Consider the following 17,152-nt stretch of genomic DNA (forward strand, 5'->3'; position numbering starts at 1 on the left):
GCACAAAAATTTTAATTTTTATTCGTAAAGTTGAGGCCCGCTATGGCGACAATTCCTTCCGGTTCGGTAAGCTGGTACAAAATTTTCCAGCGCGGACAAGATTATATGAAAACCTGGCCGACCGAGAAACGCCTGGCGCCGCTTTTTCCTGAAAACCGCATGATCGCGGCCACCCGCTTTGCCGTGCGCTACATGCCGGCGGTGGCGGTCTTTACCCTGACCTGGCAAATCGCCCTCGGCGGCCAGCTTGGGCCGGCGGTGGCCACCGCCATCTTTGCCTGCAGCCTGCCGATGCAGGGGCTGTGGTGGCTGGGTAAACGCTCCGTGACGCCGCTGCCCCCCACGCTTTTGCACTGGTTCCATGAAGTACGCCATCAGCTTAACGAGGCGGGTCAGGCGCTGGCGCCGGTGGAAGGCGTGCCGACCTATCAAATGCTGGCCGACGTGCTTAAGCGTGCGTTTAAGCTGCTGGATAAAGCCTTCCTGGACGATTTATAAGCGTTATGTCGCTGTCCGCCAGCCGCCGCCCCGGGCAGCGGACGGGCGATATTTCGCCACCTGCTGTCTTAAATCAAAAAAGCGCCGGCTTCCGGTACCGCCATCGTACGCATTATGCGATGCTAGCGCCAGACGACTAGAGGCACCCACGGGGCGGCGCTCGCCATTGGCGCGAACAGTTCGGCGCCCCACGGTATACAATCAGGAGTGGATGATGGAGATGACAAACGCCCAACGGTTAATTCTGTCCAACCAGTATAAGATGATGTCCATGCTGGACCCGGACAACGGCGAACGCTATCGCCGTCAGCAAACCATTGTGGAACGCGGCTACGGCCTGCAGATGCGCGAGCTGGACCGTGATTTCGGCCAGTTGAGCGAAGACGTCTGCCGCACGATTATCGATATCATGGAACTGCACCACGCGCTGCAGGTCTCCTGGTCGAACCTGAAGGAAAAACAGGACATCGACGAGCGTCGCCTGGCGTTCCTTGGCTTTGACGCCGCCACCGAGGCGCGTTACCTGGGCTATGTACGCTTTATGGTCTTTACCGAGGGACGCTACACTCACTTTGATTCCGGCACCCACGGTTTCAACGCCCAGACCAAGATGTGGGATAAATATCTGCGAATGCTGGCCGTCTGGCAATCCTGCCCGCGCCAATATCATCTCAGCGCGGTGGAAATTACGCAAATTATCAATGCCTGACGGCTTAACCCGGAGATATGCCTGTGCTGTGTAAAGGTTTTTTATTTGACCTTGATGGAACCTTGATTGATTCATTGCCGGTGGTGGAATTAGCCTGGGGAAATTGGGCCAGGCGGCGGGGGGTTCCCGTCGACGAGGTGTTGAACTTTATCCACGGCAAACAGGCTATTACGTCGTTGCGCCATTTTATGCCGGGGGAAAGCGAAGAACGCATCCAGTCCGAATTCAGCGCGTTGGAAAAGTTCGAGGCGGAGTGCATCGACGGGGTAACGGCGCTGCCCGGGGCGGTGGATTTGCTTAACCGGCTCAACGCGCTGGATATTCCCTGGGCCATCGTGACCTCCGGGTCGATGCCGGTGGCCACCGCGCGGCTGCGGGCCGGGCGCCTGCCGCAGCCGGCATGGCTTATCACCGCCGAGCAGGTCGCCCGCGGCAAACCCCAGCCGGACGCCTATCTGCTGGGCGCGAAAAAACTGGGGTTTGCGCCGGTGGACTGCATCGTCGTGGAGGATGCCATCGCCGGCATCCAGGCCGGCCTGGCCGCCGGCTGTCCGGTCATCGCGGTCAATCCGCCGCCGGAAACGCCGCAGAAAGAGGCGATCGGCCTGCTCCTGACCTCCCTGGAACAACTGGTGATTGAACGCGACGGCCAGGGTGCGCGCGTCAGCCTGCGCACAGCTTGAGAGAAATCAACTGTTTAATGATTTAGCCCCGCCATCCCGGGGCTTTTTTATGGCATGATTGGCCGCAGACACCGCTTTATAATCCGGGAAAACGTTGTGAATAACGAACTCATCTGGGTGCTGGCCCTGCTGTTGATCGCTATCTTTCTCTTTACCACCAACAAAGTGCGCATGGATGTGGTGGCGCTGCTGGTGATCATCGCCTTTGTCCTGAGCGGCACCGTATCGTTGCCGGAAGCCACCGCCGGCTTCAGCGATCCCAACGTCTTACTGATCGCCGCCATGTTTGTCGTCGGCGAGGGCCTGGTGCGTACCGGCATCGCCTACCAGGTCGGCGAGTGGCTGATGCGGGTGGCGGGCAAAAGCGAAACCCGCATGCTGATCCTGCTGATGATCACCGTCGCCGCCTTGGGCGCCATTATGAGCTCCACCGGCGTGGTGGCGATATTCATCCCGGTAGTGCTGAGCGTGTCGCAGCGCATGAAAACCTCCCCCAGCCGCATGATGATGCCGCTGAGCTTTGCCGCCCTGATAAGCGGCATGATGTCCCTGGTGGCGACCCCGCCCAATATGGTGGTCAACAGCGAATTGGTGCGCGACGGCGCCGAGGGCTTCGGCTTCTTCGCCGTTACGCCGGTGGGCGTGGTGGTGCTGGCGTTGGGCGTCGGCTATATGCTGGTGGCGCGCTACTGGCTGGGCGGCGGCGAGGCCAGCCATGAGCGGGAGCAGTGGCAGCGCCGGACGTTCCGCGATCTGATCCGCGATTATAAGCTGACCGGCCGCGCGCGTCGCCTGGCCCTGCGCCCCGGCTCGCCGCTTATCGGCCAGCGCCTGGACGACCTCAGGCTGCGCGATCGCTACGGCGCCAACGTGGTCGGCATCGAGCGCTGGCGCAAATTTCGCCGGGTAATGGTAAGCGCCGGCGGCAATACCGAACTGCGCCAGCGCGATGTATTATTAATCGATATGTCCGCCTCCGAGGTGGATCTGCGACAGTTTTGCAGCGAGCAGCAGCTGGAACCCATGGTGCTGCGCGGCGAATATTTCTCCGAACAGGCCAGGGATGTGGGCATGGCGGAGGTGAGCCTGATTCCCGATTCCGAATTGGTGGGCAAGACGCTGCGCCAGGTGGGCTTTCGCAGCCGCTACGGCGTTAACGTGGTGGGCATCCGTCGCAACGGCGAGGCGATGGCGGGCAAGCTGATTGACGAGGAGCTGACGCTTGGGGATATCCTGCTGGTGATTGGCGACTGGAAGCTGATTCGCCAGCTGCAGCTGAAGAAAAACAATTTTATCGTACTGAACCTGCCGGCCGAGGTGGACGACGTGGCGCCGGCGGTGAGCCAGGCGCCCCACGCGCTCTTCTGCCTGGCGCTGATGGTGGCCATGATGCTGACGGAGGAGATACCCAACCCCATCGCCGCCCTCATCGCCTGCGTGCTGATGGGCAAGTTCCGCTGTATCGATATGGAAAGCGCCTATCGCGCCATCCACTGGCCGAGCCTTATCCTTATCGTCGGCATGATGCCCTTTGCGCTGGCGCTGCAGAAAACCGGCGGGGTGGACCTGGTGGTGCGGCTGCTGATGGATATCTCGGGCGGGGCGGGGGCGCATATCATGCTGCTGAGCCTGTTTATCCTCTGCGCGGTTATCGGCTTGTTTATCTCCAATACCGCCACCGCGGTGCTGATGGCGCCGATCGCGGTCGCCGCGGCCAACGAGATGGCGGTGTCGCCCTATCCCTTCGCCATGATTATCGCCATCGCCGCGTCCTCGGCGTTTATGACCCCGGTCTCGTCGCCGGTCAATACCCTGGTGCTGGGGCCGGGAGGCTATAAGTTCGGCGATTTTGTCCGTATCGGCGTGCCGTTTACCCTGCTGGTGATGGTGGTGAGCGTGGTGCTGGTGCCGATACTCTACCCGTTTTGATCTCACGGCGTGCGCCCGGCACGACTGTATCCGGACGGAGGTACGGGGCTAGAGCGGCGTGTCCTGGCTGATCTCGTCCAGGGACAGGCTGAAACTGGGCACAAACACCCGGATAAAGTACTCCATCTCCGGGCTGCGCCGCTGCTCCAGGGTTTTTTCCAGCCGCGCCATCGCCATGGTAAATTCATTATTGCCCGCGGAGATCTCTTCCAGGCACTTCAGGTAGGCACACAGGGTATCCGCCTGTTTCACCACCGCTTTTTCCTCTGGCTGGTAATAATCGTCGTCAAGCAGGGCGCGGTAGTCGTCCCGCAGCTCGGCCGGCAACATGTCAATCAGCTTCTGCTGGGCGATCTTCTCGATGTTTTTATATTCGTGGGCCATCTGCGCGTTAAAATATTTGATAGGCGTCGGCATATCGCCGGTCAATACTTCGCTGGTGTCATGGTACATCGCCAGCAGCGCGATGCGCTCCGGGTTCAGGGCGCCGCCGAACTTACGGTTGTTGATCACCGCCAGGGCGTGGGCGACAAACGCCACCTGCAGGCTGTGCTCGGAGACGTTTTCGGTGCGGACGTTGCGCATCAGCGGCCAGCGGTTAATCAGTTTCAAACGGGAAAGATGGGCAAAAAAGTGGCTTTGGGTCATGATGCGCCCTTACGGCAGGTGAATAAGGGATCTATTGTGCGCACAGCCGGCGGATTATGCAAATCCGCCGGTTCCGTGCCGGGCTGGCCCGAACGGCGTGGGTCATTGATGATAATGCTGCAGGAAGCGCCCCAGTTTGCCGATGGCGGTTTCCAGGATGTCGACATGCGGCAGCGTCACGATGCGCAGGTGATCCGGCCACGGCCAGTTGAAGGCGCTGCCCTGGACCAGCAGCACTTTTTCCTGTAGCAGCAAATCGAGCACCAGCTTCTGATCATCAAGAATATTGAAGCGCCGGGCGTCGATGCGCGGGAACATATACAGCGCGCCGCTGGGTTTGACGCATGACACGCCGGGAATATCGTTGATCAGCGCCCAGGCGCGGTTGCGCTGTTCATACAGCCGGCCGCCCGGCGCGATGAACTCGCTGATGCTCTGGTAGCCGCCAAGCGCGGTCTGGATGGCGTGCTGCATGGGGACGTTGGCGCAAAGGCGCATCGACGCCAGCATTTCCAGCCCCTCGATATAGCCCCGGGCGTGTTTTTTCGGCCCGTTCAGCACCATCCAGCCCTGGCGAAAACCGGCGACGCGGTAGGTCTTGGACAGTCCGTTGAAGGTGACCGTAAGCAGATCCGGCGCCAATGCGGCGATGGAGTGGTGCTGCGCCGCGTCGTAAAGGATTTTATCGTAGATTTCGTCTGAGAAGATGATCAGGTTATGCTGGCGGGCAATTTCCACCAGTTCCAGCAACATTTCCTTACTGTATACCGCCCCGGTCGGATTATTGGGATTGATAATCACCAGGCCGCGGGTACGCGGGGTGATTTTGCGGCGGATATCGTCCAGATCCGGAAACCAGCCGGCCTCTTCATCGCACAGGTAATGCACGGCATTGCCCCCGGAGAGGGACACCGAGGCGGTCCACAGGGGATAATCCGGCGCCGGGATCAGCATTTCGTCGCCGGTATTGAGCAGCGCCTGCATGGATTGCTGGATAAGCTCCGATACGCCGTTGCCGATAAAAACGTCCTCGACGGTCAGGTCGAGCATATTGCGCGCCTGGTAGTGCTGCACAATCGCCTTGCGCGCCGAATAAAGGCCTTTGGAATCGCAATAGCCCTGCGAGGTCGGCAGGTTGCGGATAACGTCCACCAGTACCTCTTCCGGCGCATCGAAGCCGAACGGGGCGGGATTACCGATATTTAATTTGAGGACTTTATTGCCTTCTTCCTCCAGGCGCTTGGCTTCTTTCAGCACCGGACCACGAATGTCATAACAAACATTTTCCAGTTTGCTGGATTTTTCTACAGGTGAAATCACGATATTAGGCCTTCTCACAGGTAAACGTATTCCAACCATGGAATCACGCGTTCTGCATAATGTACTCTTCCGCTCTGATTTTTTGAAGGATAACGGGTGGATGCGCATCGAATGTTAAGATGGAAAATAAGAAACAGTTAAAAATTTATTTTCTTCGCTAATTTTTTAGATTAAAAAACTATTAAAACACCATCGTGTCAAGATTTTAGTGCTTTAAAATCCTATAAGAACAGTTAATTTGCGATTTTTTGCGTATTTTTTATACTACTTGGACCTGATAAAGGTTACTCTGCTAAATGAAAGGCGGTGGGCGGCGGTCAGTCGACGAGGACAAGGGTTACAGCAACCGACACCATTATATCGCTTCCCCAAGGGTAAAACACGGCGGGAAAATTAACCCGCTTTGCCTGACGCGCATCACACTTTTTATCGGGGTAAAGTATTGCCACTTCATCTGTTTGTGAACATTTATCCATAGAAAAATAAAGGTCACATTTTGATGCTTACAAATTATTGTTGTTTCGTTTATGGTAGCTATTTATGGTATACATTTATGCAGGTGTGCATTTAGAAAGAGATTTATTTTGATCGTATAAACAATAGTTAAGAAAAATTTATGTTAATTATGACGGTTGGGATAAGAAAATACGACTTAACCGGTAATATTCAACATTTATTTTAAATACCAAGGCCGGTTTTAATAAATTACATTTAAGTTTTGATGTGTCATTCAAGCCGTTACGGATTTTTTTTCTGCGCTATGCAAATGATATCATTGTGAAATTTAGTGTCTCATCCAGGACGAGGGCTGGATTTCGAGGACCGGGGCTACCTTTTATATCGGTTAGAGCTTTGTTTGATGAGTGCGAACTCCCCAGAGATTAAAGCATGTACCAGTTAACATAACGGCCGTGGTAACGTCGCTATGGTATGAAGGGGATATGCTCATAACAGTTTTAGCTTGGAAATGATTTTTTTGAAACGCCAGGGTAGTAGTGTGTAATTAGAATACAAAAGTGAAGACAATATTATGACCAATGCAAATCGTCCAGTGCTCAATCTTGATCTTGATTTATTGAGAACGTTTGTTGCAGTCGCTGATCTCAACACCTTTGCGGCCGCTGCAGCATCAGTATGTCGAACACAGTCGGCTGTCAGCCAGCAAATGCAACGATTAGAACAACTTGTCGGCAAAGAGTTGTTTGCCCGTCACGGTCGCAATAAGCTGTTGACCGAACACGGAATACAATTGCTGGGTTATGCCAGGAAAATTTTACTGTATAACGACGAGGCATGTACTTCCTTGATGTACAGTAATATCCAGGGGGTGCTGACCATCGGTGCTTCCGACGATACTGCCGACTCAATTTTGCCTTACTTACTCAGTCGTGTAACGCGGATCTATCCAAAATTAGCGATTGACGTTAATGTCAAACGCAGCCCTTTGATGCAGGAAATGCTGACAAACGGCGAAGTGGATCTGGCTATTACAACATTGACTAATCCAAATCATCCTTACGTTACGCTGCGTTCGTCGCCGACGTTATGGTTCTGTTCGTCGGATTACCGCTTTATTCCAGGGGAAGTTATTCCGCTGGTGGTGTCCGATGAGCCCAGTCCCTTTCGCGCCATGGCCATCGAGCAACTGCAGGCCGCCGGCATCTCATGGCGCATCGCCTACACTGCTTCTACCCTGGCCGCCGTGCGCGCCGCAGTAAAAGCGGGATTGGGCATTACCGTCCGGCCGGTGGAGATGATGAGTTCCGATCTGCGGGTGCTGGGGCAAAACGAAGGATTGCCGACGCTGCCCGATACGCAGTATGTCCTGTGTAAACATCCCCAGTGCGAGAATGAACTGGCCATGGCTATCTTCAGCGCGGTACAGACCGGTAACGACTCCTATAAACCAGACGTGGCCCGCCCGGTAAAAGGGGAGGGGGAAAGCTTCACGGTCAGTGACGAATAAATGAAATCAACTGGATATTAAGCCCCTGAAAATGGGGCTTAATTTTTCGTAAAATATAATTTATGCTGTAATAATGTAGTTTTATATTTCAACAGGTCTTAAAATACAGTCTTCCCGCCTGGTATCCCCGGTCCGTCATCTCCGTCGCGCATTAGCGCGCGCACACCAGAACTGGTTGTTTTTTATTCATGCCAACTAAATCAAAACACTGTTTCTATAATGTTTTTTGGTTAATGGCGCACAGAATGTGCATCTTTTATTCTGATTAGTTGCAAAATTGTGCCCTGGATCAAATTTTGCCCTTACCGATTGCGCGGAATAACGTGATTTTGCCTGAAAATGGTATAGTTACCTGCGGGCAATCATGGTGTCATAGAACCGCCCTATGTTATTGCTATGTTGCTGGCGCGCAACACTGACTCGATTAAGCTAAAATCGTGCGCATCAAATGTTAATTAGATATTAACTGTGTAAATTACTATGAAGTTTCTTTTGTCCAAGTTGACAAAAGGTTATGTAAAGGAGTAAAAACCCCACACAATGGCTGTGTATGCCGGTGGCAACAGCGCGGTGCGGTTTTTTCCTACTCCTTCCCATAAATCGATGTGGTGAGTCGAACTGCCGTTGACGAAGAGCAGACTGCAAAATGCCACTTTTGATGAGCAAAGAAAATGTCAATAACCACTGAAGTTACCGCCCATTACTGGGCGTTCGCCGTATTCCTCGTTGGTGCCGTCGGCCTGTGCTGCTTTATGCTGCTGGGCGGTTTCTTATTAGGCGGACGCGCCCACTCCCGCTCAAAAAACGTGCCCTTCGAGTCCGGTATCGACCCGGTGGGGACGGCAAGACTGCGTCTTTCGTCTAAATTTTACCTGGTGGCCATGTTTTTCGTCATTTTTGACGTGGAAGCCCTGTATTTATACGCCTGGTCGGTATCCATCCGCGAAGTCGGCTGGGTCGGTTTCTTCGAAGCAGCCGTTTTTATTATTGTGTTGTTGGCGGGCCTGGTGTACCTGGTGCGCGTCGGCGCGCTGGACTGGACGCCCGAGCGTTCCCAGCGTCTCAAGCGCGCGGGCCCAATCGCCGAAAACCAACGTCATCAGCAGTAACAGCGAGGCATAACCATGGATTACACCCTCACCCGTGTTGAGCCGGACGGTGAGAATGGCGGTGAAAATGACCGTTATCCCCTGCAAAAACAGGATATCGTCGCCGATCCCCTGGATGGGCACGTCAACCGCAGCGTTTTTTTGGGTACCCTGGAAAACGCGTTGCATAATGCGGTGAACTGGGGCCGGGGCAACTCGTTGTGGCCGTATAACTTCGGCCTGTCCTGTTGCTACGTCGAAATGACCACGTCCTTTACCGCGGTGCACGATGTGGCGCGTTTCGGGTCGGAAGTTATTCGCGCCTCACCGCGCCAGGCGGATTTCATGGTGATCGCGGGCACGCCGTTCACCAAGATGGCCCCGGTCATCCAGCGTCTTTATGATCAAATGCTCGAGCCGAAATGGGTGATTTCCATGGGCGCATGCGCTAATTCCGGCGGTATGTACGATATTTATTCCGTCGTGCAGGGCGTGGACAAATTTTTGCCGGTCGATGTCTATATTCCCGGCTGCCCGCCACGTCCGGAAGCCTATATCCAGGCGCTGCTGCTGTTAAAGGAATCCATCGGCAAGGAACGGCGTCCGCTCTCCTGGGTGGTGGGCGATCAGGGGGTTTATCGCGCCAATATGCAGTCGGAGCGCGAGCGTAAACAGGGCGAGCGTATCGCGGTAACCAACCTGCGATCTCCCGACGAGATTTGACGCGCGCGGCGATGTGGCGGTTGTCGTCCATAATCATTTAACGCGCACAGTGGCATGACGCCGGCACAGCATTAATTTGGTGAAAATAACTATGACAGAGTTGATGACGCAACATCTCGCCCAGCCGGCCTGGCAGACCCGGGATCATCTTGACGATCCGGTAATCGGCGAATTGCGTGACCGTTTTGGCGCCGAGGCGTTTACCGTCCAGCCCACCCGTACCGGCATTCCGGTGGTATGGGTCAAACGCGAGCAGATTCTCGAGGTCTTGACGTTTTTAAAAAAACTGCCGAAGCCCTATGTAATGCTCTACGATCTGCATGGCGTGGACGAGCGCCTGCGCACCCATCGCCAGGGCCTGCCCGCCGCTGAGTTCACCGTGTTTTATCACTTGATATCCATCGACCGCAACCGGGATATCATGCTGAAGGTGGCGCTCTCGCAGAGCGATTTCCATCTGCCCACCGTGACCAAAATTTTCCCCAACGCCAACTGGTATGAGCGCGAAACCTGGGAAATGTTCGGCATGACCTTTGACGGCCATCCGCATTTGACCCGCATCATGATGCCGCAAAGCTGGCAGGGCCATCCGTTGCGTAAAGACTATCCGGCGCGCGCCACCGAATTCGATCCTTATATGCTGACCAAGCAGAAAGAGGATCTGGAAATGGAAGGGCTGACCTTCAAGCCGGAAGACTGGGGCATGAAACGCGGGCGCGAAAACGAAGATTTCATGTTTCTTAACCTGGGGCCGAACCATCCGTCGGCGCACGGGGCTTTCCGCATTATCCTGCAGCTGGACGGCGAGGAAATCGTCGACTGCGTGCCCGATATCGGGTATCACCACCGCGGCGCGGAAAAAATGGGCGAGCGCCAGTCGTGGCACAGCTATATTCCCTATACCGACCGGGTGGAATACCTCGGCGGCTGCGTCAATGAAATGCCGTATGTGCTGGCGGTGGAAAAACTCGCCGGCATCGTGGTGCCCGAACGGGTCGAGGTGATCCGGGTCATGCTCTCCGAGCTGTTCCGCATCAACAGCCATCTGCTGTATATCAGCACCTATATCCAGGACGTCGGCGGCATGACGCCGGTATTCCTGGCCTTTACCGACCGGCAGAAAATTTATGACGTGGTGGAGGCCATTACCGGCTTTCGCATGCATCCGGCCTGGTTCCGCATCGGCGGCGTGGCGCACGATCTGCCGCGCGGCTGGGACGGCCTGCTGCGCGACTTCCTGAACTGGCTGCCCAAGCGCCTGGATTCCTACGTCAAGGCGGCGCTGCGCAACAGCGTACTGCGCGGACGGGCCGAGGGCGTCGCCGCCTATGGCGCCCAGGAAGCGCTGGATTGGGGCGTGACCGGCGCCGCGCTGCGCGCAACAGGCATCTCTTTCGACGTGCGTAAATGGCGTCCGTACTCCGGCTACGACAAGTTTGATTTCGAGGTGCCGGTGGGCGACGGCGTCAGCGATTGCTACAGCCGCGTGATGCTGAAGGTGGAGGAGATGCGCCAGAGCCTGCGCATCCTTGAACAATGCCTGAACAATATGCCGGAAGGCCCGTTCAAGGCCGATCATCCGCTGACCACGCCGCCGCCGAAAGAGCGGACGTTGCAGCATATCGAGACCCTGATTACCCACTTCCTCCAGGTCTCCTGGGGACCGGTGATGCCGGCTAACGAATCGTTCCAGATGATCGAGGCCACCAAGGGGATCAACAGTTATTACCTGACCAGCGATGGCAGCACCATGAGCTACCGGACCCGTATCCGCACCCCGAGTTTCCCGCATTTGCAGCAAATTCCCTCGGTGATTCGCGGCAGCCTGGTATCGGATCTCATCGTCTATCTGGGCAGTATCGATTTTGTTATGTCAGATGTGGACCGCTAATTATGCATGAACATACAGATACGCATGGGCGCGACGCCGCCCCCGGCCGCCAGGACGACACCGCCGCCTTTGTGCTCACGGCCCAGGAGCGAGAGGCCATCGAGCATGAAAAGCACCATTATGAAGATGCCCGCGCCGCCTCCATCGAAGCGCTGAAAATCGTGCAGAAACAACGCGGCTGGGTGCCGGACGGCGCCATCGCGGCGATTGCCGAGGTGTTGGGCATTCCGGGCAGCGATGTGGAAGGCGTGGCCACGTTTTACAGTTCGATTTACCGCCAGCCGGTCGGGCGCCATATCATTAAATATTGCGATAGCGTGGTGTGCCATATCACCGGCTACCAGGGCATCCAGGCGGCGCTGGAGCAAGCGCTCGATATCAAGCCGGGGCAGACCACCGGCGATGGGCGCTTCACCCTGCTGCCCACCTGCTGCCTGGGCAACTGCGACAAGGGGCCGAGCATGATGATTGATGACGACACCCACGTTCATCTGACGCCGGAAGGTATCGGTCCGCTATTGGAGCAGTATCGATGATCAAACAGATTGTACGTACCGCCGAAATGCATCCGTTGACCTGGCGCCTGCGCGACGACGGCCAGACGGTATGGCTTGACGAGTATCGCGGCAAGAACGGCTATGCCGGCGCGGAAAAAGCGCTCAAAGGCATGTCCCAGGACGACATTGTCACCCTGGTCAAGGACTCCGGCCTGAAAGGGCGGGGCGGGGCGGGGTTTTCCACCGGCCTGAAATGGAGCCTGATGCCCAAGGATCCGGCCATGAACATCCGCTATCTGCTGTGCAACGCGGATGAGATGGAGCCGGGCACCTATAAAGACCGCCTGCTGATGGAGCAACTGCCCCATTTGCTGGTGGAAGGTATGCTGATTGCCGCTTTTGCCCTTAAGGCCTATCGCGGATATATCTTCCTGCGCGGCGAATATATCGAGGCGGCGGTGAACCTCAGGCGCGCCATCGCCGAAGCCACCGAGGCCGGTTATCTGGGCAAGAATATCCTCGGTACCGGCTTTGATTTCGAGCTGATCGTCCATACCGGCGCCGGGCGTTATATCTGCGGCGAAGAGACGGCGCTGATCAATTCCCTGGAAGGCCGCCGCGCCAACCCGCGCTCCAAACCGCCGTTCCCGGCCACCGCCGGCGCCTGGGGCAAACCGACCTGCGTCAATAACGTCGAAACCCTGTGCAACGTGCCGGCCATCCTTGAGAACGGCGTGGACTGGTACAAAGGCATCACGGCGGGCAAAAGCAGCGATACCGGCACCAAGCTGATGGGGTTTTCCGGGCGGGTCAAATATCCCGGCCTGTGGGAATTGCCCTTCGGCATCACCGCGCGCGAGATCCTGGAAGATTACGCCGGGGGCATGCGCGATGGCCTGACGCTCAAGGCGTGGCAGCCGGGCGGCGCCGGCACCGACTTCCTGACCGGCGATCACCTCGACCTGCCGATGGATTTCGAGAATATCGGCAAGGCGGGCAGCCGCCTGGGCACGGCGCTGGCCATGGCGGTGGATAATGAAATCAATATGGTATCCCTGACGCGCAACCTGGAAGAGTTTTTCTCGCGCGAGTCCTGCGGCTGGTGCACACCCTGCCGCGACGGCCTGCCCTGGAGCGTGAAGCTGCTGCGCGCCATAGAAAAAGGCGAGGGGCAGCCGGGGGATATTGAAACGCTGGAACAGCTGTGCCGGTTCCTCGGCCCGGGCAAAACCTTCTGCGCCCATGCGCCGGGCGCCGTCGAGCCGCTGCAAAGCGCGATAAAATATTTCCGGGAAGAATTTGAAGCGGGAATTGCAACGCAGCATATCGGTAATACCCGCACTATTGCCGGTATCCAGCCAAACTTGCTGAAAGCGCGTTGGTAACCCTGCATCCGCGCCTTTAGGCCAAACGAGGCCGGGCGGATGTTATGCACCCGAGACGCATTTTGATTAACGCCCGCGCTATTGCGGGCCACACTTGAGCATGCTGACTATGGCTACCATTCATGTAGACGGCAAAGAATACGAGGTTAAGGGGTCGGACAACCTGTTGCAGGCATGTCTTACCCTGGGTCTCGATATTCCTTATTTTTGCTGGCACCCGGCGCTGGGCAGCGTCGGCGCTTGCCGCCAGTGCGCGGTCAAGCAATATCAAAACGCCGAGGATACGCGCGGCCGGCTGGTGATGTCGTGCATGACGCCGGCGTCGGACGGTACCTTTATCTCCATCGATGATGAAGAGGCGCAACAGTTCCGTAAAAGCGTGGTGGAGTGGCTGATGACTAACCACCCCCACGATTGCCCGGTGTGCGAGGAGGGCGGCAACTGCCATCTGCAGGACATGACGGTCATGACCGGCCAGAATTTCCGCCGTTACCGGTTTACCAAGCGCACCCACCGCAACCAGAACCTCGGCCCGTTTATCTCCCACGAGATGAACCGCTGCATCGCCTGCTACCGCTGCGTCCGCTACTATAAGGATTATGCCGACGGCACCGATCTGGGCGTCTACGGCGCCCACGATAACGTCTACTTCGGCCGTCCCGAGGACGGCACGCTGGAAAGCGAGTTCTCCGGCAACCTGGTGGAAGTGTGCCCGACCGGGGTGTTCACCGATAAAACCCATTCCGAACGCTACAACCGCAAATGGGATATGCAGTTCGCGCCCAGCATTTGCCAGCAGTGCAGCGTGGGGTGCAATACCAGCCCCGGCGAGCGTTACGGCGAGCTGCGGCGCATTGAAAACCGCTTTAACGGCAGCGTTAACCACTACTTCCTGTGCGATCGCGGCCGTTTCGGTTACGGTTACGTCAATCTCAAGGATCGTCCGCGCCATCCGCTGCAGCGCCGCGGCGACGACTGGATCGCCCTGAACGCCGAACAGGCGATGCAGGGCGCGGCCGACGCGTTGCGCCACGCCAAGAAGATGATCGGCATCGGCTCTGCGCGCGCCAGCGTGGAAAGCAATTTCGCGCTGCGTGAACTGGTGGGCGCCGCCAATTTCTATACCGGCATCTCCGGCGCCGAGCAGGCGCGGCTGGCCCTGATGCTGGACGTGCTGCGCAACGGCGGCGTGCATACCCCGTCGCTGCGCGAAATGGAAAGTTACGACGCGGTGCTGGTGCTGGGCGAGGATTTAACCCAGACCGGCGCGCGCATCGCCCTGGCGGTACGCCAGGCGGTGAAGGGCAAGACCCGTGAAATGGCCGCGGCGCAAAAAGTCGCCGACTGGCAGATTGCCGCCATCCAGACCATCGGCCAGCATGCCCGCCATCCGCTGTTTGTCACCAGCGTCGATCGCACCAAGCTTGACGATATCGCCGCCTGGACCTATTGCGCCCCGGTGGAGGATCAGGCGCGCCTGGGCTTTGCCGTCGCCCACGCGCTGGACGACAGCGCCCCGGCGGTGGAGGGCCTGGATGACGAGTTGCGCGCCAGGATCGATGTGATCGTGCAGGCCCTGGCGGGCAGCCGCAAGCCGTTGATCGTCTCCGGCAGCAACGCCGGCAGCGAGGCGGTGATTGCCGCCGCCGCCAACGTCGCCCGCGCGCTGAAAGGCCGCGGCGCCGACGTCGGCATAACCTTCGTGGCGTCAAGCGCCAACAGCATGGGACTGGCGCTGATGGGCGGCGGTACTCTGGACCAGGCGCTGGAACAGCTTGAGCAGGGCGCGGCGGACAGCGCGATCGTGCTGGAAAACGATCTGTACCGCCACGCGCCGGCCCAGCGGGTGGACGCGGCGCTGGCCAAAACCGTCAATCTTATCGTGCTCGATCATCAGCGCACCGCCATCATGGATAAGGCCAACCTGATCCTGCCGGCGGCCAGCTTTGCCGAAAGCGACGGTACGCTTATCAACCAGGAAGGCCGCGCGCAGCGCTTCTTCCAGGTATACGACCCGGCCTACTATGATGCCGAGACCATTATGCTGGAGAGCTGGCGCTGGCTGCATTCGCTGCACTCCACCTACCTGGATCGCCACGTGGACTGGACCCAGTTCGATCATATCATCAGCGCCTGCGCCGAGACGCTGCCGCAGCTGGCCGGGATCAAAGAGGCCGCGCCCGATGCCGGTTTCCGCGTCAGCGGCCAGAAGCTGGCCCGCGAGCCGCACCGCTACAGCGGACGCACCGCGATGCGCGCCAACATCGACGTGCACGAGCCGCGCCAGCCCCAGGACAAGGACACCATGTTCGCGTTCTCCATGGAAGGCAACAGCAGCCCCCAGGGCATGAGCAAGCAGGTGGCCTTCGCCTGGGCGCCGGGCTGGAACTCCCCGCAGGCCTGGAATAAATTCCAGGCGGAAGTGGGCGGACACCTGCGCCACGGCGATCCCGGCGTACGGCTGCTGGAAGCGGGCGAGGGCCGTATGGACTGGTTCACCGACGTGCCGGCGGCGTTTGTCGCCCCGGTCGACGGCCAGTGGCGCGTGGCGCCGTACTACCATCTGTTCGGCAGCGAGGAAACCTCCCAACGCGCCGCGGTGATTCAGGAGCGCATGCCGCAGCCTTACGTGGCGGTAAGCCGCCAGGACGCCGAGCGGCTGGGCGTCAACAGCGGCACGCTGCTGGAATTCACCTGCGCCGGGCAGTCGCTGCGCCTGCCGGTCAGGTTCAGCGACGCCCTGGCGGCCGGCCAGGTGGGCCTGCCGTTGGGCCTGCCCGGCATTCCGCCGGTGTGGGTAGGACAACGCGTTGAAAACCTGCGGGAGGCCGCGTTATGAGTTGGTTAACATCGGACGTGATTGACATCATTCTGACGGTACTGAAAGCGGTGGTGATCCTGCTGGTGGTGGTCACCTGCGGCGCCTACATGAGCTTTGCCGAACGCCGGCTGCTGGGCCTGTTCCAGAACCGCTACGGACCCAACCGGGTCGGCTGGGGCGGTTCGCTCCAGCTGGTGGCGGATATGCTGAAAATGTTTTTCAAGGAAGACTGGGTCCCGCCGTTTTCCGATCGCATGATCTTCACCCTGGCGCCGGTTATCGCCTTTACCGCTCTGCTGGTGTCTTTTACGGTGATCCCGGTCAGCCCGACCTGGGTGGTCTCGGATCTGAATATCGGCGTGCTGTTCTTCCTGATGATGGCGGGCCTGGCGGTGTACGCGGTGCTGTTCGCCGGCTGGTCGAGCAATAATAAATACTCGCTGCTCGGCGCCATGCGCGCCTCGGCCCAGACCCTCAGCTACGAGGTCTTCCTGGGCTTGTCCCTGATGGGCGTGGTGGCGCGCGCCGGTTCGTTCAGTCTCGGCGATATCGTCGCCTCCCAGGCCCATCTGTGGAATATCATTCCGCAGTTCTTCGGTTTCGCCACCTTTGTGCTGGCGGGCATCGCGGTCTGCCACCGGCATCCGTTCGACCAGCCGGAAGCGGAACAGGAACTGGCCGACGGCTACCATATCGAATATTCGGGCATGAAATTCGGCCTGTTTTTTGTCGGCGAATATATCGGCATCGTCACGGTGTCGGCCCTGATCGTCACGCTGTTTTTCGGCGGCTGGCAGGGGCCGTTTTTACCGCCGTTCATCTGGTTTGCCATTAAAACCGCCTTCTTCATGATGATGTTCATCCTGATCCGCGCGGCGCTGCCCCGTCCGCGCTATGACCAGGTGATGTCGTTCGGCTGGACAATCTGCCTGCCGTTAACGCTGCTGAACCTGCTGGCGACGGCGGCGGTCATTTTGTACAACGCTCAATGAGG

The 17,152-nt window shown here is 57.9% G+C and carries 14 protein-coding genes; 12 read left to right on the top strand and 2 right to left on the bottom strand.

Annotated elements, in window-relative coordinates; translation table 11 throughout:
- Positions 1-42: 42 nt before the first annotated feature.
- The 4 genes from yfbV to ACL2XM_RS02655 all read left to right on the top strand — a co-directional run bounded on the left by yfbV (position 43) and on the right by ACL2XM_RS02655 (position 3,819).
- Positions 43-498, top strand: a complete 456-nt coding sequence (yfbV, locus tag ACL2XM_RS02640; RefSeq protein WP_410014201.1) for a terminus macrodomain insulation protein YfbV — start codon at positions 43-45, stop codon at positions 496-498.
- A 214-nt stretch (positions 499-712) separates the two neighbouring features.
- Positions 713-1,207 carry a YfbU family protein gene (locus tag ACL2XM_RS02645; RefSeq protein WP_410016763.1) on the top strand — a complete coding sequence of 165 codons (495 nt, stop codon included), beginning with the start codon at positions 713-715 and terminating at the stop codon, positions 1,205-1,207.
- 23 nt (positions 1,208-1,230) lie between these two features.
- Complete coding sequence (locus ACL2XM_RS02650; protein ID WP_413727941.1) at positions 1,231-1,890, top strand: sugar phosphatase; 660 nt, start codon at positions 1,231-1,233, stop codon at positions 1,888-1,890.
- A 54-nt stretch (positions 1,891-1,944) separates the two neighbouring features.
- The gene (locus tag ACL2XM_RS02655; RefSeq protein ID WP_413732256.1) at positions 1,945-3,819 is read left to right on the top strand and encodes an SLC13 family permease; all 1,875 of its coding nucleotides are present in this window, start codon (positions 1,945-1,947) and stop codon (positions 3,817-3,819) included.
- A gap of 48 nt (positions 3,820-3,867) precedes the next feature.
- Here ACL2XM_RS02655 and yfbR read toward each other — a convergent pair whose 3' ends face one another.
- Both yfbR and ACL2XM_RS02665 read right to left on the bottom strand, forming a co-directional pair.
- On the bottom strand, positions 3,868-4,467 hold the full coding sequence (gene yfbR / locus ACL2XM_RS02660; protein WP_410014204.1) for a 5'-deoxynucleotidase: 600 nt from the start codon (positions 4,465-4,467) through the stop codon (positions 3,868-3,870).
- A 102-nt stretch (positions 4,468-4,569) separates the two neighbouring features.
- A complete protein-coding gene (locus tag ACL2XM_RS02665) occupies positions 4,570-5,784 on the bottom strand; it encodes a pyridoxal phosphate-dependent aminotransferase (RefSeq protein ID WP_410016764.1) in 1,215 nt (404 codons plus the stop codon).
- 1,033 nt (positions 5,785-6,817) lie between these two features.
- On the opposite strand from ACL2XM_RS02665, the gene lrhA reads away from it, so the two are divergent.
- The 8 genes from lrhA (at position 6,818) to nuoH (ending at position 17,150) form a co-directional block, all read left to right on the top strand.
- Positions 6,818-7,753, top strand: a complete 936-nt coding sequence (gene lrhA / locus ACL2XM_RS02670; protein ID WP_410014205.1) for a transcriptional regulator LrhA — start codon at positions 6,818-6,820, stop codon at positions 7,751-7,753.
- 671 nt (positions 7,754-8,424) lie between these two features.
- Positions 8,425-8,862, top strand: a complete 438-nt coding sequence (locus tag ACL2XM_RS02675; protein WP_331121040.1) for an NADH-quinone oxidoreductase subunit A — start codon at positions 8,425-8,427, stop codon at positions 8,860-8,862.
- A gap of 15 nt (positions 8,863-8,877) precedes the next feature.
- Positions 8,878-9,564: an NADH-quinone oxidoreductase subunit B gene (locus ACL2XM_RS02680; protein WP_331121041.1), complete on the top strand. Its 687-nt coding sequence runs from the start codon at positions 8,878-8,880 to the stop codon at positions 9,562-9,564.
- A gap of 91 nt (positions 9,565-9,655) precedes the next feature.
- Positions 9,656-11,455: an NADH-quinone oxidoreductase subunit C/D gene (gene nuoC, locus ACL2XM_RS02685; protein WP_410014206.1), complete on the top strand. Its 1,800-nt coding sequence runs from the start codon at positions 9,656-9,658 to the stop codon at positions 11,453-11,455.
- Positions 11,456-11,457: 2 nt separating this feature from the next.
- Positions 11,458-11,991 carry an NADH-quinone oxidoreductase subunit NuoE gene (gene nuoE, locus ACL2XM_RS02690; protein WP_410014207.1) on the top strand — a complete coding sequence of 178 codons (534 nt, stop codon included), beginning with the start codon at positions 11,458-11,460 and terminating at the stop codon, positions 11,989-11,991.
- On the top strand, positions 11,988-13,337 hold the full coding sequence (nuoF, locus tag ACL2XM_RS02695; RefSeq protein ID WP_413727943.1) for an NADH-quinone oxidoreductase subunit NuoF: 1,350 nt from the start codon (positions 11,988-11,990) through the stop codon (positions 13,335-13,337). Before nuoE ends, nuoF begins: the two co-directional genes overlap by 4 nt.
- A gap of 109 nt (positions 13,338-13,446) precedes the next feature.
- Positions 13,447-16,176 carry an NADH-quinone oxidoreductase subunit NuoG gene (gene nuoG, locus ACL2XM_RS02700; protein WP_413723335.1) on the top strand — a complete coding sequence of 910 codons (2,730 nt, stop codon included), beginning with the start codon at positions 13,447-13,449 and terminating at the stop codon, positions 16,174-16,176.
- Positions 16,173-17,150 (top strand): NADH-quinone oxidoreductase subunit NuoH, encoded by a 978-nt coding sequence (nuoH, locus tag ACL2XM_RS02705; protein ID WP_410014210.1) that lies wholly within the window; start codon positions 16,173-16,175, stop codon positions 17,148-17,150. The genes nuoG and nuoH overlap by 4 nt, the downstream gene beginning before the upstream one ends.
- Positions 17,151-17,152 lie beyond the last annotated feature (2 nt).

This window comes from Sodalis sp. RH20 (assembly GCF_047324205.1).
Classification (GTDB): Bacteria; Pseudomonadota; Gammaproteobacteria; order Enterobacterales; family Enterobacteriaceae; genus Acerihabitans.